This window comes from Mycobacterium sp. NGS69 (genome assembly GCF_059812165.1).
The window spans coordinates 1-23,554 of the sequence record NZ_JCALCD010000015.1; the positions used below are offsets into that span (position 1 = coordinate 1).

Sequence of the window (23,554 nt, forward strand, 5' to 3'; positions counted from 1 at the left end):
CTCGTTGGGTCTGGCGCTGTCGGGCGCGCTCAACGGCCTGGGTGGTTCGCTCGGTGCGTCGCTGAGCGCGGCGCTCAACGGGTTCGGGGCGTCGCTGAACGCGGCGCTCAACGGGTTCGGGGCGTCGCTGAACGCGGCCCTGTCGGGCAGCCTGAACCTGGGCGCCAACCTCAACGGGCTGATCCAGACCGGTGAGAACCTGGCCGCGAACATTGCGGCCGGCATCAACGGGGCGATCCAGACCGGCGAAACCCTGGCGGCCAACTTCCTGGCATCGCTGCCGGCGCTGAACATTCCGAACCTGATGCTGTCGATCAACGCCGCCCTGTCGGCGAGCCTCGCCGCGGGCCTGGGGCAGGCCGGTGCCGCCCTGACGGCCGGCTTGAGCGGCGGCCTGCTCGGGCTGGCTCACGCCGGCGAAGCCCTGGGTGGCAGCCTGGCGGCGGGCCTGTCCGGGTTGGTCGGCACGGGCAACGCGGTGGCGATGATCTGGGAGAACACCGCGGCCCAGATCGGCGGCGCGCTCTTCGGCGGCTTCGCGTCGACCCTGGGCGTGGGTGCTCCCGGCCTGCTGGGGCTCGGCACGGACCTGGCGACCGGCCTGTCCGGCGCGGCCTCCGCGCTGGAACAGACCGGCGGGTCGCTAGTCATCGCGCTGAACACCGCCCTGACCGACCTCGAGCTCTCGCTGCAGGCCGCACTGGATGCCAGCTTCAGTTTCGCCGCATAGCCCGGTGGCGCCCAGGAGAGTCGTGTAGGCCTCGCCATTTCCGAAGCGAAGCGAAGGCCTTGCCCGAACGCGACCTCCTGGGCGTACACCGCCCCGCAACGGTCTCGCGGAATGGATTTGCAAAGGACTGCATAACCATGCAGAATCGTCGAGATGGCCCACGTGTTGAGGGTGGCGGTTGCCGGCGCCACCGGTTATGCAGGCGGGGAAATCGTACGGCTCCTGCTCGGGCACCCGGGCTATGCCGACGGCCGCCTCACGATCGGTGCTCTGACCGCGGCGGCGAGCGCAGGCAGCACACTGGGTGAGCACCATCCGCATCTGACTCCGTTGGCCCAGCGCGTGGTCGAGCCGACCGACGAAGGGGTCCTGAAAGACCACGACGTGGTGTTCCTGGCCCTGCCGCACGGTAATTCGGCCGCGCTGGCCGAACGCCTCGGCCCGCAAACCCTGATTATCGACTGCGGCGCCGACTTCCGCCTCACCGATGCCGCCGCCTGGGAGCGGTTCTACGGATCAAGCCACGCCGGCAGCTGGCCGTACGGGCTGCCGGAGTTGCCCGGCGGACGCGAGCGGCTGTGCGGCGCGCGCCGCATCGCGGTTCCCGGCTGCTACCCGACGGCGGCCCTGCTCGCACTGGCGCCCGCGATGGCCGAGGACCTCATCGAGCCGGCGGTCACGGTCGTCGCCGTCAGCGGCACGTCGGGGGCCGGCCGGGCCGCCAAGACCGACCTGCTCGGCTCGGAGGTCATCGGGTCGGCGCGGGCCTACAACATCGCCGGCGCGCACCGGCACACCCCCGAAATCGCCCAGGGACTCGGAGCCGTCACCGACCGCGACGTCACCGTGTCGTTCACTCCGGTGCTGATCCCGACCTCCCGCGGCATCCTGGCCACCTGCACCGCGCGCACCCGAGCGCCGCTCTCGCAGCTGCGGGCCGCCTACGAAAAGGCTTACGATGCGGAGCCTTTCGTCTACCTGATGCCCGACGGGCAGCTGCCCCGCACCGGGTCGGTGATCGGCAGCAACGCCGCGCACATCGCGGTGGCGGTGGACGAGGCCGCGGAGACCTTCGTGGCGATCGCCGCGATCGACAACCTGGTCAAGGGCACCGGCGGCGCTGCCGTGCAGTCGATGAACCTGGCGCTGGGTTGGGGTGAGACCGAAGGCCTTTCGGTGGTGGGGGTGGCGCCGTGACCGGCCTCGCCGCCGCCGCGCGGTTGCTGCGCGAACAGGGTGTCACCGCCCCGGCCGGGTTCCGGGCGGCCGGAATCGCCGCGGGTATCAAGGCATCCGGGGCCCGCGACCTCGCGCTGGTCTTCAACGAAGGGCCCGACTACTCGGCCGCCGGCGTGTTCACCCGCAACAAGGTCAAGGCCGCGCCCGTGCTGTGGAGCCAGCAGGTGCTGACCACCGGGGCGCTGCGCGCCGTCATCCTGAACTCCGGCGGCGCCAACGCCTGCACCGGTCCAGGCGGCTTCCAGGACACCCACGCCACGGCCGAGGCGGTCGCGGCGGCGCTGTCGGACTGGGGCACCGAGACCGGCGCCATCGAGGTCGCCGTCTGCTCCACCGGGCTGATCGGCGACCGGCTGCCGATGGACAAGGTGCTCGCCGGGGTGCGCGAGATCGTGCACGAGATGGCCGGCGGGCTGACCGGCGGCGAAGACGCCGCCCAGGCCATCATGACCACCGATACCGTGCCCAAACAGATTGCGCTGCACCATCCCAACAACTGGACGGTCGGCGGGATGGCCAAGGGCGCGGGCATGCTGGCCCCGTCATTGGCCACCATGCTGTGCGTGCTCACCACCGACGCTGCCGTCTCGCCGGACGCGCTCGACGCGGCGCTGCGCCGCGCCACCGCCCGCACCTTCGACCGGCTCGACATCGACGGGTGCTGCTCGACCAACGACACCGTGCTGCTGCTGGCCTCGGGCGCCAGCGAGATCACCCCGTCCCAGGCCGACCTGGACGACGCGGTGCTGCGGGTCTGCGATGACCTGTGCGTCCAGTTGCAGGCCGACGCCGAGGGCGTCACCAAGCGCGTCACCGTGACCGTGACCGGGGCCGCCTCCGAGGACGACGCGCTGACCGCCGCCCGGGCGATCGCCCGCGACAGCCTGGTCAAGACGGCGGTGTTCGGCTCGGATCCCAACTGGGGCCGGGTGCTCGCGGCCGTGGGCATGGCGCCGATCGCCCTGGATCCGGAACGAATCCGGGTGTCGTTCAACGGGTTCGCGGTGTGCATCGACGGGGTCGGCGCGCCCGGCGCGCGCGAGGTGGACCTTTCGGGCGCCGACATCGACATCACCGTCGACCTGCGCGTCGGCGACGGGCGGGCCGCCGTCCGGACCACGGACCTCTCGCACGGCTACGTCGAAGAGAACTCGGCCTACAGCTCATGACCCTGAATGTCGACGCGCTACCCACCGAGGTCAAAGCGCAGGTGCTGGCCGAAGCCCTGCCGTGGCTCAAGCAGTTGCACGGCAAGGTCGTCGTCATCAAGTACGGCGGCAACGCCATGACCGACGACGCGCTGCGCCACGCCTTCGCGGCCGACATGGCGTTCCTGCGCAACTGCGGCATCCATCCCGTCGTCGTGCACGGCGGCGGACCCCAGATCACCGCCATGCTGCGCCGGCTCGGCATCGAAGGCGACTTCAAGGGCGGATTCCGGGTCACCACACCCGAAGTGCTCGACGTGGCGCGGATGGTGTTGTTCGGGCAGGTAGGCCGCGAACTGGTGAACCTGATCAACGCGCACGGACCCTACGCCGTCGGCATCACCGGGGAGGACGCGCAACTGTTCACCGCGGTGCGGCGCAGCGTCACGGTCGACGGCGTGGCCACCGACATCGGGCTGGTGGGCGATGTCGAGCTGGTCAACACCGCCGCGGTGCTGGATCTGATTGCGGCGCGGCGCATTCCGGTGGTCTCGACCCTGGCCCCCGACGCCGAGGGCGTGGTCCACAACATCAACGCCGACACCGCCGCGGCGGCGCTGGCCGAAGCCCTTGGAGCCGAGAAGCTGTTGATGCTCACCGATGTCGAAGGCCTGTACACCAGCTGGCCGGACCGCGCGTCGCTGGTCAGCGAAATCGACACCGTGGCACTGGCGCGGCTGCTGCCCACGCTGGAAACCGGCATGATCCCCAAGGTCGAGGCGTGCCTGCGGGCCGTCACCGGGGGAGTGCCTAGCGCGCACGTCATCGACGGCCGGGTCGAACACTGCGTGCTGGTTGAGCTTTTCACCGATGCGGGCACCGGAACAAAGGTGGTGAGCGCGTGAGCCACACCGACACTTTGAAGCAACGGTGGGACGCCGTGATGATGCACAACTACGGCACCCCGCCGGTGGCGCTCGCCAGCGGTGACGGCGCCGTCGTCACCGACGTGGACGGCAAGACCTACGTGGATCTGCTCGGCGGCATCGCCGTCAACGTCCTCGGCCATCGCCACCCGGCCGTCATCGAGGCCGTCACGCACCAGATGGCCACGCTGGGGCACACCTCCAACCTCTACGCCACCGAACCGGGCATCGCGCTGGCCGAGGAACTGGTCGCGCTGTTGGGGGCCGACTCGCCGGCGCGGGTGTTCTTCTGCAATTCCGGCACCGAGGCCAACGAGGTGGCGTTCAAGATGTCGCGGCTCACCGGTCACACGAAACTGGTTGCTGCGCAAGAGGCCTTCCACGGCCGCACGATGGGATCCCTGGCGCTGACGGGCCAGCCGAGCAAGCAGGCGCCGTTCGAGCCGCTGCCGGGATACGTCACGCACGTGCCGTACGGCGACACCGACGCGCTGGCCGCCGCCGTCGGCGACGACACCGCCGCGGTTTTTCTCGAGCCGATCATGGGGGAGAGCGGCGTCGTCGTCCCGCCCGAGGGCTACCTGGCCGCCGCGCGGGACATCACCGCCCGGCACGGCGCCCTGCTGGTCCTCGACGAGGTGCAGACCGGGATGGGCCGCACCGGAGCGTTTTTCGCCCACCAGCACGACGGCATCACCCCCGACATCGTCACCATGGCCAAGGGGCTCGGCGGCGGGCTGCCGATCGGGGCGTGCCTGGCCGTGGGGCCGGCCGCCGAACTGCTCACCCCCGGCCTGCACGGCAGCACCTTCGGCGGCAACCCGATCTGCACCGCGGCGGCGCTGGCGGTGCTGCGGGTGATCGCCGCGGAGGACCTGGTCCGGCACGCGGAGGTGCTGGGCAAGTCCGTGCGCCACGGCATCGAGCGGATCGGGCACCCGCTGATCGACCACGTGCGCGGACGCGGATTGCTTTGGGGCATCGTGCTTTCAGCGCCGGCGGCGAAGGATGCCGAGGCGGCGGCGCGCGAGGCCGGCTTCCTGGTCAACGCGGCGGCCCCCGACGTCATCCGGCTGGCGCCGCCGCTGATCATCACCGAGGCCCAGATCGACGGCTTCATCGCCGCGCTGCCCGGCATCCTGGACGGGGCCGCAGCGTGACCCGGCACTTCCTGCGTGACGATGACTTGTCACCGGCGGAACAGGCCGAGGTGCTCGCGCTGGCCGCCGAGCTGAAGAAGGACCCCTTCGCCCGCCGCCCCCTCGAAGGGCCGCGCGGGGTCGCGGTCATCTTCGACAAGAACTCCACCCGCACCCGGTTCTCGTTCGAGGTGGGCATCGCCCAGCTCGGCGGGCACGCCGTCGTCGTCGACGCCCGCAGCACCCAGATGGGCCGCGACGAGACGCTGGGCGATACCGCAAAGGTGTTGTCCCGCTACGTCGAAGCCATCGTCTGGCGGACGTTCGGGCAGGACGGGCTGGAGGCGATGGCCGCGGCCGCGACGGTGCCCGTGCTGAACGCGCTCTCCGACGACTTCCACCCCTGCCAGGTCCTGGCCGACCTGCAGACCATCGCCGAACGCAAGGGGTCGCTGAAGGGGTTGCGGCTGTCCTACTTCGGTGACGCCGCCAACAACATGGCGCACTCGCTGATCCTGGGCGGCGTCACCGCCGGCATCCACGTCACCGTCGCCGCCCCCGACGGCTTCGCGCCCGCCCCGGCGCTGCTGGCCGCCGCCGAAGGGCGCGCCGAGGCCACCGGCGCCTCGATCACCGTGACCACCGACCCCGACGCCGCGGCCAAGGGCGCCGACGTCGTCGTCACCGACACCTGGACGTCGATGGGCCAGGAGAACGACGGGCTGGACCGGGTCGGGCCGTTTCGGCCGTTTCAGCTCAACGCGCGACTGGTGGGGCTGGCCGACCCGGAAGCCGTTGTGCTGCACTGCCTCCCGGCCCACCGCGGCGAGGAGATCACCGACGAGGTGATGGACGGGCCGGCCAGCGCGGTGTGGGACGAGGCCGAAAACCGGCTGCACGCCCAAAAGGCGCTGCTGGCGTGGCTGCTGGAGCGATCCCGATGACCCGATCGAAGGCCACCCCCGAGACCACCACCCGCGCCGGGCGGCAGGCACGCATCGTGGCGATCCTGTCGTCGGAGTCGATCAGCAGCCAAAGCGAACTGGCGGCCCGGCTCGCCGGCGAGGGCATCGACGTCACCCAGGCCACGCTGTCGCGCGATCTCGAAGAACTTGGCGCGGTGAAGCTGCGCGGCGCCGACGGCGGCGTCGGCGTCTACATCGTTCCCGAGGACGGCAGCCCGGTGCGTGGGGTATCCGGCGGCACCGACCGGATGTCGCGCCTGCTCGGCGAGTTGCTGGTGTCGACCGACGCGAGCGGCAACCTCGCGGTGCTGCGCACCCCTCCGGGCGCGGCCCACTATCTGGCCAGCGCGATCGACCGCGCGGCCCTACCGTACGTGGTCGGCACCGTTGCCGGCGATGACACCATCCTGGTGGTTGCCCGCGAGCCGATGACCGGCGCGGAACTCGCCACGATGCTCGAGCAGATCAAGTAAGGAGACAGATCGATGTCAGAACGCGTCATCCTGGCGTATTCCGGCGGGCTGGACACCTCGGTGGCGATCAGCTGGATCGGCAAGGAGACCGGCCGCGAGGTGGTCGCGGTCGCGATCGACCTCGGCCAGGGCGGCGAGGACATGGAGGTGGTCCGCCAGCGGGCCCTGGACTGCGGCGCCGTGGAGGCCGTCGTCGTCGACGCCCGCGACGAGTTCGCCGAGGGCTACTGCCTGCCGACCGTGCTCAACAACGCGCTGTACATGGACCGCTACCCCCTGGTGTCGGCGATCAGCCGCCCGCTGATCGTCAAGCACCTGGTCGCGGCCGCCCGCGAACACGGCGGCAGCATCGTCGCGCACGGGTGCACCGGTAAGGGCAACGACCAAGTCCGGTTCGAGGTCGGATTCGGTTCGCTGGCACCGGATTTGGAGGTTCTGGCGCCGGTCCGAGACTACGCCTGGACGCGGGAGAAGGCGATCGCGTTCGCCGAGGAGAACGCCATCCCGATCAACGTCACTAAACGCTCCCCGTTCTCGATCGACCAGAACGTGTGGGGTCGGGCGGTGGAAACCGGCTTCCTGGAACACCTTTGGAACGCGCCCACCAAGGACGTCTACTCCTACACCGAAGACCCGACGCTGAACTGGAGCACGCCCGACGAGGTGATCGTCGGGTTCGAGCGCGGGGTGCCGGTGTCCATCGACGGCAACCGAGTGTCCATGTTGCAGGCCATCGAGGAACTCAACCGGCGGGCCGGGTCTCAGGGGGTGGGCCGCCTCGATGTCGTCGAGGACCGGCTGGTGGGGATCAAGAGCCGCGAGATCTACGAGGCGCCGGGCGCGATGGTGCTGATCACCGCGCACACCGAACTCGAACACGTCACGCTGGAGCGCGAGCTGGGCCGGTTCAAGCGCCACACCGACCAGCGCTGGGCCGAGCTGGTGTACGACGGGCTGTGGTACTCGCCGTTGAAGGACGCGCTGGAGAGCTTCGTCGCCAAGACCCAGGAGCACGTGACCGGCGAGGTGCGAATGGTGTTGCACGGCGGGCACATCGCGGTCAACGGCCGGCGCAGCGCCGAGTCGCTGTACGACTTCAACCTGGCCACCTACGACGAGGGCGACAGCTTCGACCAGTCCGCCGCGAAGGGCTTCGTCTACGTGCACGGGTTGTCCTCGAAGATTGCGTCCCGCCGGGACCGGCAGTGAGTTTTCTCGGCCGCGAACGTGCAATCTGCGACGCGACACGCCGTCGAAGCGTCGTGAGATGCACACTCGCGGGTGGGGCGAGGGTCAGGTGAGCACTCGCGAGGGGTCGCTGTGGGGCGGGCGGTTCGCCGACGGTCCGTCCGAGGCGCTGGCCGCGCTGAGCAAGTCGACGCATTTCGACTGGGTGCTGGCGCCCTACGACATCATCGCGTCGCGCGCGCACACCGTGATCCTGTTCCGGGCGGGGCTGCTGGACGAGGAGCAGCGCGACGGGCTGTTGGCCGGCCTGGACAGCCTCGCCGAGGATGTGGCCGACGGCAGCTTCGCGCCGCTGGTGACCGACGAGGACGTGCACGCCGCCCTGGAGCGCGGGCTGATCGACCGGGTCGGGCCTGACCTGGGCGGCCGGTTGCGCGCCGGGCGGTCGCGAAATGACCAGGTGGCCACGCTCTTTCGGATGTGGCTGCGCGACGCGGCCCGACGCGTCGCCGCCGAAACGCTGGAGGTCGTCGCCGCGCTGGCCGCCCAGGCCGCCGCGCACCCGAGCGCCATCATGCCCGGCAAGACCCACCTGCAGTCCGCCCAACCGATCCTGCTGGCACACCATCTGCTCGCGCACGCCCAGCCGCTGCTGCGCGACGTGGACCGGATCGTCGACTTCGACCGTCGCGCGGCGATCTCCCCATACGGCTCGGGCGCGCTGGCCGGGTCGTCGTTGGGCCTGGACCCGGACGCGATCGCGGCGGAGCTGGGCTTCGCCGCCGCCGCCGACAACTCCGTCGACGCGACCGCGGCCCGGGATTTCGCCGCCGAGGCCGCGTTCGTCTTCGCCATGATCGCCGTCGACCTGTCCCGGCTGGCCGAGGACATCATCATCTGGAGCTCGACGGAATTCGGCTACGTCACCCTGCACGATTCGTGGTCCACCGGCAGCTCGATCATGCCGCAGAAGAAGAACCCCGACATCGCGGAACTGGCCCGCGGCAAGGCGGGACGGCTGATCGGAAACCTGGCCGGGCTGCTGGCCACGCTGAAGGCGCAGCCGCTGGCCTACAACCGGGACCTCCAGGAGGACAAGGAGCCGGTGTTCGATGCCGTGGCCCAGCTGGAGCTGGTGCTGCCCGCGATGGCCGGGCTGGTGGCCAGCCTGACGTTCGACGTCGAGCGGATGGCGGCCCTGGCGCCGGCCGGCTACACGCTTGCCACCGACATCGCGGAGTGGCTGGTCCGGCAGGGCGTCCCGTTCCGATCCGCGCACGAGGCGGCTGGGGCGGCCGTGCGGACCGCCGAGGGACGCGGCGTCGGGCTCGACGAGCTGACCGACGACGAACTGGCCGCCATCAGCCCGGAGCTGACGCCGGAGGTCCGCGACGTGCTGACCATCGAGGGCTCGGTGGCCTCGCGGGACTCCAGGGGCGGTACCGCGCCAACCCGGGTCGCCGAGCAGCTCGAGGCGGTGCTGGCCACCTGCGCCGAACTCAAGGACCGGCTACGCCGCTAGCCGGATTGCATTTGCCGGTTCGACCCATTTGCCATGCGGCAAAGGCGCAAGCCGGCATTGTATTGACGCAGCAGTAAATTGCTGGCCTCGACGATTCGCCCGGCATTTTTGGCGGCAAATGTCTTCGGTCGGGTCGACGCGGCGCGGACGTGACGACGTTTCGCCGCCGGCGCGCCCACCCCGCTTCCGCGCCGAGTTTATGTCGGACCGGCGCCGGCAGCGCCCGACAAAACCGCAGGTCCGCGCACTGTTTCCGCCTAACTTATGAAACCCGGCTAAGCTTTCAGCTCGAAAAGCGATCTGGCTGAACCTATCGGCCTAGTTACACGTCTCCAAAAGGGTGGGACCAATGAGCGTCATCGCAGGTGTCTTCGGCGCCCTGCCGCCTCACCGCTATTCGCAGCGGGAGTTGACCGAGTTCTTTATCAGCATCCCGGAGTTCGCCGAATACGAGGACCTCGTTCGCCAGCTGCACGCCAGCTCCAAAGTCAACGGCCGCCACCTGGTTTTGCCGCTGGAGAAATACCCGACGCTGACAGACTTCAGCGTCGCCAACCGGGTGTTCATCGAACACGCGGTGGATCTCGGCTGCGAGGCGCTGTCGGGCGCGCTGGAAGAGGCGGGGCTGCAGCCGCAGGACCTCGACGTGCTGATCACCACGACGGTCACCGGCATCGCGGTGCCGTCGCTGGACGCCCGCATCGCGGGGCGCCTCGGCCTGCGACCCGACGTACGGCGGGTGCCGCTCTTCGGCCTGGGTTGCGTGGCCGGCGCCGCGGGGGTCGCCCGCATGAACGACTACCTGCGCGGAGCGCCGGACGGCGTCGCCGCCCTGGTGTCGGTAGAGCTCTGCTCGATGACCTACCCGGGCTACAAGCCGACGGTGGCAGGCCTGGTCGGCAGCGCACTATTCGCCGACGGGGCGGGCTCGGTGGTGGCCGTCGGGGAGCGCCGCGCCGAGCAGATCGGCGCCGCGGGTCCCGACATCATCGACTCGCGCAGCCACCTGTACCCGGACTCGCTGCGCACGATGGGCTACGACGTCGGCGCCACCGGGTTCGAGCTGGTCTTGTCGAAGGATGTGGCCGGCGTTGTGGAGCAGTACCTGTACGACGACGTCACCGGGTTCCTGGGTGCGCACGGCCTGACCACGACCGACGTGGGCGCCTGGGTCAGCCATCCCGGCGGTCCCAAGGTCATCGAGGCGATCGTCAAGACCCTCGACCTGCCGCCGGAGGCCCTGGAGCTGACCTGGCGTTCGCTCGGCGAGATCGGCAACCTCTCGTCCGCTTCGGTGCTACACGTGCTGCGCGACACCCTGGCCAAGCCGCCGCCCAGCGACAGCCCCGGGCTGATGATCGCGATGGGTCCCGGATTCTGTTCTGAGCTCGTGCTCCTGCGCTGGCATTGAGTCCACGAGTGGCGCGACCCCTGGCGCCCGCAGTTGACGAGATCCGCAGACGGCACGAGCGGCCGTTGAGAGAATATGGCGATGATCGTCGCGCGGCTTGGCGCCGATTGAGTAACCCGAGAGGCCGGGGCTCATGAACAGCACTCACGAAGAGCTCGTGAGGGCCCTGCGCGCGTCCCTGAAACAAAACGAGCAGCTCAAGCGCGAGAACCGCGAATACCTGGCCCAGGCGACCGAGCCGGTGGCGATCGTGGGCATGGGTTGCCGCTACCCGGGCGGGGTTGATTCGCCCGAGGGCCTGTGGGCGATGGTGGCCGAGGGCCGCGACGTGGTGTCCGACTTTCCCACCGACCGCGGATGGGACCTGGCGGACCTGTTCGACGCGGACGCCGACGCCGTCGGCAAGTCGTATTCACGGCAGGGCGGGTTCCTTGCCGACGTGGCCGGTTTCGACGCCGCTTTCTTCGGGATCGCGCCCAGCGAGGCCCTGGCGATGGATCCGCAGCAGCGGTTGTTGCTCGAGATCTCCTGGGAGGCGCTGGAGCGGGCCGGAATCGACCCCCTGGCCTTGCGAGGTTCGGCGACCGGCGTGTTCGCCGGGATCTTCCACGGTTCGTACGGCGGCGCGGGCCGGGTGCCGGGAGACCTGGAGCGCTACGGGATGCGTGGCACGACGCTGAGCATCGCGTCGGGCCGGGTGGCGTACGCGCTGGGGCTGGAGGGCCCGGCGTTGTCGGTGGATACGGCGTGTTCCTCGTCGTTGGTGGCGATGCACCTGGCGGCGCGGTCGTTGCGGTCGGGGGAGTGCGACCTGGCGCTGGCCGGCGGCGTGACGGTGATGGCCACCCCGGCGATGTTCGTCGACTTCAGCCGGCAGCGGGCGCTGTCGGTCGACGGCCGGTGCAAGGCGTACGCGGGTGCGGCCGACGGGACCGGGTTTTCCGAAGGCGCCGGGATGCTGGTGCTGGAGCGGCTGAGCGATGCGCGGCGGCTGGGGCATCCGGTGTTGGCGGTGCTGCGGGGCTCGGCGGTCAACCAGGACGGCGCCTCCAACGGGCTGGCGACGCCGAACGGGCCGTCGCAGCAGCGGGTGATCCGTGCGGCGCTGGCCAGCGCGCGCCTCGAGGCGGCCGACGTGGACGTCGTGGAGGGGCACGGCACCGGCACCATGCTCGGGGATCCGATTGAGGCCCAAGCGATCTTGGCGACCTACGGCCAGGGCCGCACCGAGCCGCTGTGGTTGGGGTCGATCAAGTCGAACATGGGCCACACGTCGGCGGGTGCGGGCGTGGCCGGGGTGATCAAGATGGTGCAGGCGATGCGCCACGGGGTGATGCCCCAGACGCTGCACGTCGATGAGCCCACGCCGCACGTGGATTGGTCGGCGGGGGCGGTGTCGTTGCTGACCGAGCCGCGGCCCTGGCCCGCGGGGGATCGTCCGCGCCGGGCCGCGGTGTCGTCGTTCGGGATCAGCGGGACCAACGCGCACGTGATCGTCGAGGAAGTGCCCGCCGAGCCGGAGCCCGTTGCGGTCCAACGTGATCAGCCGCCGTCGGTGCCGTGGGTGGTGTCGGGCCGTTCCGAGCGGGCGCTGGCCGACCAGGCGGCCCGGCTATCGGCGTGGGTGGGCGGCCGCGAGGGGTTGAGCGCCGCCGACGTCGGCTGGTCGCTGGCCACCAGCCGCTCGACGCTCGAGCATCGGGCGGTGGTGGTGGGTCCCGACCGCGAGACGCTGCTGGCGGGCCTGGCCGGGGTGGCTTCCGGTTCGCCCGGCGCGGGCGTGGTGACGGGCCGGGCCCGGGCCGCGGGCAAGACGGCGTTCGTGTTCCCCGGACAGGGGTCGCAGTGGGCCGGCATGGGGGCCCAATTGCTCGATGAGTCAACCGTGTTCGCCGACCAGATGCGCCGGTGCGACAAGGCGCTCGGCGAGCACGTGCAGTGGTCGTTGATCGACGTCATCCGCGGGGCGCCGGGCGCGCCGGGGCTGGATCGGGTGGACGTGGTGCAGCCGGCGCTGTGGGCGGTCATGGTGTCGCTCGCGGAATTGTGGCGATCGGTGGGGGTCGCGCCCGACGCGGTGATCGGCCATTCGCAGGGCGAGATCGCCGCGGCGTACGTGGCCGGGGCGCTGTCGCTGGAGGACGCGGCGCGGGTGGTGGCGTTGCGAAGCCGGCTCCTGCTGCAGTTGTCGGGCGAGGGGGGCATGGCCTCGCTGGCGTGCGGCCTGCCGCAGGCGCGGGAACTGGCGGCGCACTGGGGCGATCGGTTGAATGTCGCGGCGGTGAACGGCGTTTCGGCGGTCGTCGTGTCGGGTGACGTGGAGGCGCTGGACGGGCTGATCGGGCGCTGTGAAGCCGACAACGTCCGGGCCCGGCGGATCGACGTCGACTACGCCTCGCACTCGACGCAGGTGGACGCGATCCGCGAACCACTGACCCAGGCGCTGGCCGACATCGAGCCCCGATCGTCGTCGACCGCGTTCTACTCGACCGTCACCGGTGAGCTCATGGACACCGCGGGCTTGGACCCCGAGTACTGGTTCCGAAACATCCGCGAGACGGTGGAATTCGAGCGAGCGGTGCGTGGTGCGCGCGACGCCGGATACCGGACATTCATCGAATGCAGCCCGCACCCGGTGCTGATCGCCGGTATCGAAGAGACCGTCGCTTCCGCGGACGACGTGACCGTCATCCCGTCACTGGGCCGCGACGACGGCGGACTGGACCGGTTCTGGCTGTCCGCGGGCCAGGCGCACGTCGCCGGGGCCGAGGTGAATTGGCGGGCCGCGTTTGCCGGCGGTGACGTTCGGAACGTGGAGCTGCCGACGTATGCGTTTCAGCGGCAGCGCTTTTGGTTGCCGGCCCAGTTTATGGGCTCGGGCGATACCGGTCGGCTGGGCCTGGCCGCGGCCGACCACGGCTTGCTGGGTGCCGTGGTGGATCGGCCCGACTCCGGCGGGGTGGTGTTGACGGGCCGGCTTTCCGTCGCCGCCCACCCGTGGCTGGCGGACCACCAGGTCGCCGGGGTGACGCTGTTCCCGGGAACGGGGTTTGTGGAATTGGCAGCCCGGGCGGGCGACGAGGTCGGCTGCCCGGTGATCGAGGAGCTGACCCTGTCCGCTCCGTTGGTGCTGCCCGCGGCGGGTTCGGTGCAGGTTCAGGTGGTCGTCGGCGCGGCGGACGCGACGGGCTCGCGGCCGGTGGCGGTGTATTCGTCGGGCGCGCAGCCGGATTCGGAGTGGGTGCTCAATGCCGAGGGCTTGTTGGGCGCCCGCGCGGCCGCACCCGGCGCGGATCTGTCGACCTGGCCGCCGGCCGGCGCGGAGGCGGTCGACGTGAGCGACGCCTATGCGCGCCTGGCGGCGCGCGGCTACGAGTACGGTCCCGCCTTTCGGGGATTGCGGGCCATGTGGCGTCGCGACGACGAGATCTTCGCCGAGGTCGCCGTCGCGCCGGAGGCGGCCGGCGTCACGGTCGACGGGTTCGGGATCCATCCGGTGCTGCTGGACGCCGCGCTGCACGCGCTGGGCCTGGCCGACGCGGGCGCCCCGACGGTGTTGCCGTTTGCCTGGCAGCGGGTAAGCCTGCACGCGGCGGGCGCATCGCGGGCGCGGGTCCGGATCGCGCCGCTCGGCGGCGGGGCGGTGTCGATCGAGCTGGCCGATGCGATGGGCCTTCCGGTGCTGTCGGTGCGACGGCTGGACCTGCGGCCGGTCTCGGCCGCGCAGCTGTCGGCCGCGACGGCCCCGGCCGCCGGGCGATTGCTCGAGGTCGTCTGGTCCCCGATGCCGGTGAGCGACAACGGAGTTGGCGACGGCGTGGTGGTGTGGGAGCCGGGCGTGGGCGCGGACGTGGTGCGGGCCGCGCATGACGCCGTCCACGAGGCGTTGGGCGTGTTGCAGTCCTGGCTGGCCGGCGACGGGCGCGGGGTGCTGGTGGTGCTGACCCGCGGCGCCGTCGCGCTGCCCGGCGAAGACGTCTCGGACCTGGCCGGCGCGGCGGTATGGGGGCTGGTCCGGTCGGCGCAGGCCGAGCATCCCGACCGGGTGGTGCTGGTCGATTCGGACGGGTCGCTGGACACCAGCGCGGTAATCGGCTGCGGGGAACCGCAAGTGGTGATCCGCGCAGGAGTGGCGTACGCGGCCCGGCTGGCGCCGGTGCCGCCTGACGCGGCCTTGGTGCTGCCCGCGGGCAATTGGCGGTTGGACACCGGAGGCGGCGGGACGCTGGAGGACCTGGTGGTGCGCCCGAGCCCGCCGGTGGATCTGGCCGCCGGACAGGTGCGCGTGGCGGTGGCCGCGGTCGGGGTGAACTTCCGGGATGTGCTGGTGGCGTTGGGAATGTACCCCGGCGGTGGCCAGTTGGGCGCCGAGGGCGTCGGGGTGATCACCGAAGTCGGCCCGGGTGTGTCGAGGCTGGCGGTCGGCGACCCGGTGATGGGGCTGCTGGGGATCGTCGGCTCGGAAGCGGTGGTCGACGCGCGGCTGGTGACCACGGTCCCGGCGGGGTGGTCCACGCTGGACGCCGCGGGCGTGCCGGTGGTGTTCTTGACGGCGCTGTACGGGCTGTCGGTGTTGGCCGGGTTGCGGGCCGGGCAGCGGGTGCTGATCCACGCCGCGACGGGCGGGGTCGGTATGGCCGCGGTGCAGCTGGCCCGGCATTGGGGGGCCGAGGTGTTCGCCACCGCCAGCCAGGGCAAGTGGGAAACGCTGCGCGCGATGGGTTTTGACGACGATCACATCGGGGACTCGCGCACGCCCGCGTTCGAGCAGAAGTTTCTCGCCGCCACCGGTGGCCGCGGGGTGGACGTCGTGCTGAACTCGCTGGCCGGCGAGTTCATCGACGCGTCGCTGCGGCTGCTGGTCGACGGTGGGCACTTCGTCGAGATGGGCAAGACCGACCTGCGCGACCCGGACGCGATCGCCGCGCAGCACCCCGGCGTGCGGTACCAGGCCTTCGACCTGACCGAGGTCAGCCCCGATCGCATCGCCGCCATGCTGGCCGAGCTCACGGATTTGCTTAGACAGGGCGTCCTAAAGCCGCTGCCGACAAGGGCTTTCGACGTGCGCCGTGCCGCCGAGGCGTACCGGTTCGTCAGCCAGGCCCGCCACATCGGAAAGGTCGTGCTGACGCTGTCGTCGGGACTGGCCGGCGGCACCGCGCTGATCACCGGCGGAACCGGGATGGCCGGTTCGGCGCTGGCGCGTCACCTCGTCGACCAGTACGGGGCGGCGCACGTCGTGTTGGTCAGCCGGAGCGGCGGCGACGAACGAACGGCCGAGCTGGTGGCCGCATTGCGATCGGCCGGTGCCGGGGTTTCGGTGGCGGCCTGCGACGTGGCCGACCGGGACGCGGTGGCCGCACTGTTGGACCGGGTGCCCGCGGAGCACCCGTTGCGCGGGGTGTTCCATGCCGCGGGGGCGCTGGACGACGGGTTGATCGCGTCGTTGACGCCCGAACGCGTCGATACGGTGTTGCGCGCCAAGGTCGACGGGGCCTGGAACCTCCATGAGCTGACCGCGGGCCTGGATTTGTCGGCGTTCGTGCTGTTTTCGTCGATGGCGGGAATCGTCGGCACCCCGGGGCAGGGCAATTACGCGGCGGCCAACAGCTTCCTGGACGCACTGGCCGCCCATCGCCGCGCCCGCGGATTGCCCGGACTGTCGGTGGCCTGGGGCCTGTGGGAACGGGCCTCGGCGATGACCGCGCATCTGGGTGACGCGGACAAGGACCGCATGAGCAGGCTGGGCCTCGCGCCGCTGTCAACCACCGAGGCCCTCCAGCGTCTCGACGCTGCCATGCTGGGCGAGCGGCCCGTCGTGGTGGCCACGTGCCTGGATCGGATCGCGCTGTCCGACAACGCCGCCGCATTGCCTCCACTGCTGCACGGCCTGGCCACCCGTCCCGCCCGCCGCGTCATCGACGACACCGCCGTGACCGCCTCGACCACCGGGCTGGCCGCGCGGCTGCAAGAACTGGCCCCGGACCAGCGGCACCGCGAACTCGTGGAGCTGGTGCGCAGCAACGCCGCCACCGTGTTGGGGCGCACCAACGTCGCGGACATCAACGCCGAACGGGCGTTCCAGGAGCTGGGCTTCGACTCCCTGACCGCCGTCGAACTGCGCAACCGGCTGAAAACCGCCACCGGGCTCGCCCTCTCACCCACGATCATCTTCGACCATCCCACGCCCAGCGCCCTGGGCGAATATCTGGACACCAGGCTGGCCACCGGGACCGAGAAGCCCAACCCGGCGACCCGCGCCAACGACATCGCCGCGGAGCTGCACGCGCTGCTGAACCGCACCGACTGGAACCCGGAAGACCGGGCACGCCTGGCCATCCGGCTGCAACACCTCCTGACCACCCTCACCGACACTGGCCTCGACGACGCCGACGACGAGGACATCCACGCCGCGACCGAAAGCCAACTCTTCGCCATCCTCGACGAAGAGCTGGGCTCGTAACTTAAGGAGCACGCGGTGCCGGGCACCGAAAAGCATCTCGATTACCTCAAACGCGTCACCGCCGACCTCAGGCGGACGCGGCGACGCCTGCAGGAGTTGGAGGGCAAGCAGTCGGAGCCCGTGGCAGTGGTGGGGATGGCCTGCCGCTACGCGGGCGGGGTGGAATCGCCGGAAGCCTTGTGGGACATGGTGGCCGAAGGCCGCGACGCGGTGTCGGACTTTCCCACCGATCGGGGCTGGGACGTCGACGGGCTGTTCGATCCGGATCCCGACGCCAAAGGAAAGATGTACACGCGCCGCGGGTGCTTCCTGCGCGATGCCGGCGACTTCGACGCGGGATTCTTCGGCATCGGTCCAAGCGAGGCGCTGGCGATGGATCCGCAGCAGCGCTTGATGCTGGAGATCTCCTGGGAGGCGTTGGAGCGGGCGGGGATTGACCCGCTCTCGTTGCGCGGCTCGGCGACCGGTGTGTTCGCCGGGGTCATCCATGCCGGCTACGGCGGCGAGGTGAAGGGGGAGCTGGAGGGCTACGGGCTCACCGGCTCGACCCTGAGCGTGACGTCCGGGCGGGTGGCGTACGTGCTGGGGCTGGAAGGCCCCGCTGTGTCGGTGGATACGGCGTGTTCGTCGTCGTTGGTGGCGATGCACTTGGCGGCGCAGTCACTGCGGTCGGGGGAGTCCGACCTGGCGCTGGCCGGCGGCGTGACGGTGATGGCCACCGCGGCCGCGTTCGTGGAATTCAGCAGGCAACGGGCGCTGGCGCCCGACGGCCGGTGCAAGGTGTATGCCGGCGCGGCCGACGGCACCGCGTGGTCGGAGGGGGCGGGGGTGCTGGTCCTGGAGCGGCTCAGCGACGCGCGCCGCCTGGGGCATCCGGTGCTGGCGGTGCTGCGCGGCTCGGCGGTTAACCAGGACGGCGCCTCCAACGGCTTGACCGCACCCAACGGACCGTCGCAGCAGCGGGTGATTCGAGCGGCGCTGGCCAACGCCGGCTTGAGCGCGGCCGACGTGGACATCGTCGAGGGCCACGGCACCGGGACGGTGCTGGGGGATCCGATTGAGGCCCAGGCCCTTCTGGCGACCTACGGCCAAGACCGGGTCGAACCCCTGTGGCTCGGGTCGATCAAATCCAACATCGGCCATACCTCCGCCGGCGCCGGGGTGGCCGGGGTGATCAAGATGATCCAGGCGATGCGCCACGGGGTGATGCCCCAGACGCTGCACGTGGATGTGCCCACGCCGCATGTGGACTGGTCGGTGGGGGCGGTGTCGTTGTTGACCGAGCCGCGACCCTGGCCGGCGGGCGACCGCCCGCGCCGGGCGGGCGTGTCGTCGTTCGGGATCAGCGGAACCAATGCCCACGTGATCGTCGAGGATCCTCCCGCGCTGGAAGGCGCTGCGGTTGAGCGGGATACGCCCCGGGACACCGTCGTGGTGCCCTGGGTGTTGTCCGCTCGTTCGCTCGAGGCGCTGGGGGCGCAGGCCAAGCGGCTGCTGGCGCGGGTCAGCGCCGACGAGGGTCTGAGCGTGACCGATGTCGGGTGGTCGTTGGCCACGACGCGCTCCACATTCGAACATCGCGCCGTGGTGGTGGGTGACGACCGCGAGACCATGCAGCTGAGCCTGGTGCAGCTGGCCGCGGGCGACCCGGGCCCGGATACGGTGGCCGGGCGGGCCCGGGCGGTGGGCAAGACGGTGTGGCTGTTTCCCGGTCAGGGCTCGCAGCGCCTGGGGATGGGCGCGGCGCTGTACCGGCGCTTCCCGGTGTTCGCCCAGGCCTTCGACGAGGCCGCGCAGGCGCTGGACGACCACCTGCGGTTGCCGCTGCGCCAGGTGGTGTGGGGCGATGACGCAAACCTGTTGGAAAGCACCGAGTTTGCCCAGCCGGCATTGTTCGCCGTCGAGGTCGCGCTGGCCGCGCTGTGGCGGTCCTGGGGTGTGGTGCCCGACGTGGTGATGGGCCATTCCGTCGGGGAGATCGCGGCCGCCCATGTCGCCGGGGTGTTGTCGCTGGCCGACGCGGCCAATCTGGTGGCCGCGCGGGGCCGGTTGATGGGCGCACTGCCCGCCGGCGGGGTGATGGTCGCCGTGGCCGCGGGCGAGGCCGAGGTGGTGCCGCTGTTGACCGAGGGTGTCAGCGTGGCGGCGGTCAATGGGCCCAGCGCCGTGGTGATTTCGGGCGAGCAGGCCGCGGTGGACGCGGTGGCCGACCGGCTGGCCCGGCAGGGCCGGCGGATACACCGGCTGGCCGTCTCGCACGCCTTCCATTCGCCGTTGATGGAGCCCATGATCGAGCGGTTCGCGGAGCTGGTCGGCCAGGTGGCGCCGGCCGAGCCGCGGATCTCGTTGATATCCAACGTGACCGGTCAGTCGGCCGGGCCGGGGTACGGCTCGCCGGACTACTGGGTCGAGCATGTCCGCGCGCCGGTGCGCTTCGCCGACGGCGTCGAGCTGGCCGAGACGCTCGGGGCCGGGGTGTTCCTCGAAGTGGGTCCCGGCAACGCGTTGACGGCGGCCGTGGCGCAGTCGTTGACCACCGAGGCGCTCGCGGTGCTGAGCGTCGCCAAAGACCGGGCCGAGGTCGAGTCGCTGCTCACCGCGGCGGCACGGCTGTTCGCCGCCGGGGTGCGGGTGGATTGGGCCGCGACGTTCGCCGGCCTCGACCCGCAGCGCGTCGACCTGCCCACGTACCCCTTCCAGCGCCGCAGGTTTTGGCTGTCGGCGGAGATGGTGGGCTCTCGTGACGTCGACGGGCTGGGCCTGACCGGGACCGACCATCCCCTGCTGGGTGCCGTCGTGGAGCGGCCCGATTCGGGCGAGGTGGTATTGGCGGGCCGGTTGTCGCTGGCCGCGCAACCGTGGCTGGCCGATCACGCGGTGGGCGGGGTGGTGCTGCTGCCCGGGGCGGGCTTCGTCGAGTTGGTGCTGCGCGCCGGCGACGAGGTCGGCTGTTCGGCGATCGAAGAGCTGACGTTGTCGGCGCCCCTGGTGTTGCCGGCAACCGGCGGGGTCCAGGTGCAGGTGGTGGTGGGGGTCGCCAGCGAGTCGGGCTCGCGCAGCGTATCGGTGTATTCCTCTGGCCCGCAATCGGATTCGGGATGGATGCTGCACGCCGAGGGCGTGCTGACGACGAGGCCGGTGGGGCCGATCGTGGATTCCTCGGCGTGGCCGCCGGCGGGCGCGGTCGCCGTCGACGTCGGCGGCGCCTACGAGCGGCTGGCCGGGCGCGGCTACGGCTACGGCCCGGCGTTTCGGGGGCTGCGGAGCGTGTGGCGGCGCGGGACCGAGATCTTCGCCGAGGTCGCCGTGCCACAGGACGCCGGAGTGGCGTTGGGAGGCTTCGGGATTCATCCGGCATTGTTCGACGCGAGCCTGCACGCGCTGGGCGTCGGCGGCGACCAGGACCAGATCGTGCTGCCGTTCTCCTGGCAGGGTGTGACCTTGCACGCCGCGGGCGCGGCGCACGTGCGGGTCCGGATCGCGCCCGCCGGGCCGGGGGCCATGTCGCTGGAGATCGCCGACGCCGCGGGGCTGCCGGTGTTGTCGGTGCGCGAGTTGGTGGTTCGCCCGGTGTCGCCCGAGCAGCTCGCGGCGGCGGCCCGTCCCGGCGGCGGCCTGCTCGAGGTCACGTGGTCCCCAATCTCGTCGGAAGGCGATACCGTCGGCCCGGCGGAGGTGTGGGAATGTGCCGCCGGCAACGGGAATGCGATGGAGTCGGTGCACGCGGCAACCGCGGAGGCGCTGCAGGTGTTGCAGTCGTCGCTGGCCGCGGATCGAAGTGGCCCGTTGGCGGTGTTGACCCGTGGGGCGGTGGGGCTTTCCGGCGAGGACGTCACGGACCTGGCCGGCGCGGCGGTATGGGGTTTGGTGCGTTCGGCACAGGCCGAACATCCGGGCCGGGTGGTCCTGGTCGATTCCGACGGGTCGCTCGACGTCGAGTCGGTGATCGGCTGTGGTGAGCCGCAATTGGTGGTGCGCAACGGCACCGCCTACAGGGCGCGGCTGACCCCGGTGGACGCGGGCCCGGTGCTGGACCTTCCGGCGGGCGAATGGCGGCTCGCCGCCGGAAGCGGGGGCACGCTGGAGGACCTGGTGGCCGAGCCGTGCCCACGGGCGGAACTGGCCGCCGGCCAGGTGCGCGTCGAGGTCGCCGCGGTCGGCGTGAATTTCCGGGACGTGCTCGTGGCGCTCGGCATGTATCCGGGCGCGGCGCAGTTGGGCGCCGAGGGCGCCGGGGTCGTCGTCGAGGTCGGCCCGGAGGTGACCGGCCTGGCCGTCGGCGACGCGGTGATGGGGATCCTGGGCCTGGCGGGTTCCGAGGCGGTCGTGGATCAGCGGTTCGTGGTGCCGGTGCCGCGGGGCTGGTCGCTCACCGACGCCGCGGGTGCGCCGGTGGTGTTCTTGACGGCGCTGTACGGGTTGTCGGTGCTGGCCGGAGTGCGTGCCGGGCAGCGGGTGCTGGTGCACGCCGCGACCGGCGGCGTCGGCATGGCGGCCGTCCAGCTGGCCCGGCACTGGGGCGCGGAAGTGTTCGTCACGGCCAGTCGCGGCAAGTGGGACACGCTGCGCGCCATGGGGTTTGACGAGGACCACATCGGCGACTCGCGGTCGCTGGAATTCGAACGGAAGTTCCTGGCTACCACCGGCGGGGCCGGAGTGGACGTGGTGCTGAACTCGCTGGCCGGGGAGTTCACCGACGCGTCGCTGCGGTTGCTGGTGTCCGGCGGGCGCTTCATCGAGATGGGCAAGACCGATCTGCGGGACCCGCAGGCGATCGCGGCGCACCATCCCGGCGTGAAATACCGGGCGTTCGACCTGATGGAGGCCGGCCCGCAGCACATCCAGGAGATGTTGGTCGAGCTGGTCGGGCTGTTCGAGGCCGGCGCGTTGCGGCGGCTGCCGCTGACGGCCTGGGACGTGCGCCGGGCCGTCGAGGCCTACCGGTTCGTCAGCCAGGCCCGCCACATCGGCAAGGTGGTTCTGACCCTGCCCGACAGGCCGGGCGTCGGGCTGGCCGGCGGCACGGTGTTGGTCACCGGCGGCACCGGCACGGTCGGCGGGCTGATGGCCCGGCATCTGGTCAGCCGGTACGGCGTTCGCCATATCGTCTTGGCCAGCCGTCGCGGCCAAACCGCCGACGGCGCGGACGAATTGGTGGCCGACTTGACGCGGGCAGGTGCCACGGTGCAGGTGGTGTCCTGCGACGTGAGCGATCGCGCGGCGGCCGCGGAGTTGTTGGCGGGGCTGTCCGAGCGGCCTCCGTTGAGCGCGGTCATCCACGCGGCCGGGGTGCTCGACGACGCGGTGATCGCTTCGCTGACGCCCGAACGCATCGATACGGTGTTGCGGGCCAAAGCGGATGCGGCATGGAACCTGCACGAGCTGACCCGAGACCTGAATCTCGCCGCGTTCGTGGTGTTTTCGTCGATGGCCGGGGTGGTGGGCGCCCCGGGTCAGGGCAACTACGCGGCGGCCAACAGTTTCCTCGACGCGCTCGCGGCGCACCGGCGCGCGCGGGGGCTTCCCGGGTTGTCGGTCGCCTGGGGGCTCTGGGAGCAGGACTCCGGCATGACGCAGCATCTCGGCGATCGCGACAAGGCCCGGATAAGCCGGGTCGGGCTGGCCCCGTTGTCCGCCGAGCAGGCGTTCGAGCTCTTCGACACCGCCCTGCTGGGCGAGCACCCCGTCGTCGTGGCCACCAGGCTCGACCGGGACGCGCTCGCCCGCAGCGGCGCGGCGCTGCCACCGCTGTTGAGCGCCTTGGCCAACCGTCCCGCCCGACGCGTCGTCGACCACGTCGAGATCGCGATGGCGGCGACGGGCCTGCGGGCGCGGCTGGCGGGCCTGACCCCCGAGCAGCGCCACCGCGAACTCGTCGATCTGGTGTGCGGCAACGCCGCGACGGTGCTCGGTCACAGCAGCACGGAGATCGACGGCGAGAGCGCCTTCCAGGATCTCGGGTTCGATTCGCTGACCGCCGTCGAGCTGCGCAACCGGCTCAAAAACGCGACGGGACTGACCCTTTCGCCGACGCTGATCTTCGACTATCCGACACCCGCGGCGCTGGCCGAGCAGCTCGATGCCCAGCTGGCCGCCGGCCCGAGCGCCGAGCAACCGGATTCGATGGCTCGCTTCAACGACGTCGTCCGCGAACTGCAGGCGCTGATCGACCAACCCGACCGCGATCCCGAAGACAAGAAACGCATGACCGCCCGCATCGAGATGCTACTGACCCTCAGCACCGCCCAATCGGATCCCGCCGCGCACGACGACCTTTTCGACGACGACATCAAAACCGCCACCGAGAGCGAACTGTTCGCCATCCTCGACGAAGAATCCGGCCCCTGACC

11 protein-coding genes and 1 pseudogene are annotated in these 23,554 nt (G+C 71.2%); all 12 read left to right on the forward strand.

The annotated features are described in order from the left end of the window. Positions 1–730: hypothetical protein (locus AC5Y2S_RS27690; RefSeq protein WP_499959723.1), on the forward strand; the 730-nt coding region annotated here is incomplete at its 5' end. A gap of 137 nt (positions 731–867) precedes the next feature. Next, a pseudogene (gene argC / locus AC5Y2S_RS27695) lies at positions 868–1,927 on the forward strand (N-acetyl-gamma-glutamyl-phosphate reductase). Further along, the gene (argJ, locus tag AC5Y2S_RS27700) at positions 1,924–3,138 is read left to right on the forward strand and encodes a bifunctional glutamate N-acetyltransferase/amino-acid acetyltransferase ArgJ (protein WP_499959725.1); all 1,215 of its coding nucleotides are present in this window, start codon (positions 1,924–1,926) and stop codon (positions 3,136–3,138) included. Before argC ends, argJ begins: the two are co-directional and overlap by 4 nt. Beyond that, on the forward strand, positions 3,135–4,022 hold the full coding sequence (gene argB / locus AC5Y2S_RS27705; RefSeq protein WP_499959727.1) for an acetylglutamate kinase: 888 nt from the start codon (positions 3,135–3,137) through the stop codon (positions 4,020–4,022). The genes argJ and argB overlap by 4 nt, the downstream gene beginning before the upstream one ends. Continuing rightward, a complete protein-coding gene (locus AC5Y2S_RS27710; RefSeq protein WP_499959728.1) occupies positions 4,019–5,203 on the forward strand; it encodes an acetylornithine transaminase in 1,185 nt (394 codons plus the stop codon). The genes argB and AC5Y2S_RS27710 overlap by 4 nt, the downstream gene beginning before the upstream one ends. Next, positions 5,200–6,126 (forward strand): ornithine carbamoyltransferase, encoded by a 927-nt coding sequence (gene argF, locus AC5Y2S_RS27715; protein WP_499959729.1) that lies wholly within the window; start codon positions 5,200–5,202, stop codon positions 6,124–6,126. The genes AC5Y2S_RS27710 and argF overlap by 4 nt, the downstream gene beginning before the upstream one ends. Further along, complete coding sequence (locus AC5Y2S_RS27720) at positions 6,123–6,620, forward strand: arginine repressor (RefSeq protein WP_499959730.1); 498 nt, start codon at positions 6,123–6,125, stop codon at positions 6,618–6,620. Before argF ends, AC5Y2S_RS27720 begins: the two co-directional genes overlap by 4 nt. A gap of 12 nt (positions 6,621–6,632) precedes the next feature. Beyond that, positions 6,633–7,829: an argininosuccinate synthase gene (locus AC5Y2S_RS27725; protein ID WP_499959731.1), complete on the forward strand. Its 1,197-nt coding sequence runs from the start codon at positions 6,633–6,635 to the stop codon at positions 7,827–7,829. An 88-nt stretch (positions 7,830–7,917) separates the two neighbouring features. Beyond that, complete coding sequence (argH, locus tag AC5Y2S_RS27730) at positions 7,918–9,330, forward strand: argininosuccinate lyase (protein WP_499959733.1); 1,413 nt, start codon at positions 7,918–7,920, stop codon at positions 9,328–9,330. A gap of 349 nt (positions 9,331–9,679) precedes the next feature. Next, a complete protein-coding gene (locus AC5Y2S_RS27735; protein ID WP_499907695.1) occupies positions 9,680–10,741 on the forward strand; it encodes a type III polyketide synthase in 1,062 nt (353 codons plus the stop codon). Between the two features lie 133 nt (positions 10,742–10,874). Beyond that, positions 10,875–17,204, forward strand: coding sequence for an SDR family NAD(P)-dependent oxidoreductase (locus AC5Y2S_RS27740; protein ID WP_499959735.1), 6,330 nt, complete (start codon positions 10,875–10,877; stop codon positions 17,202–17,204). Positions 17,205–17,219: 15 nt separating this feature from the next. Beyond that, positions 17,220–23,552, forward strand: coding sequence for an SDR family NAD(P)-dependent oxidoreductase (locus tag AC5Y2S_RS27745; protein WP_499959737.1), 6,333 nt, complete (start codon positions 17,220–17,222; stop codon positions 23,550–23,552). Positions 23,553–23,554 lie beyond the last annotated feature (2 nt).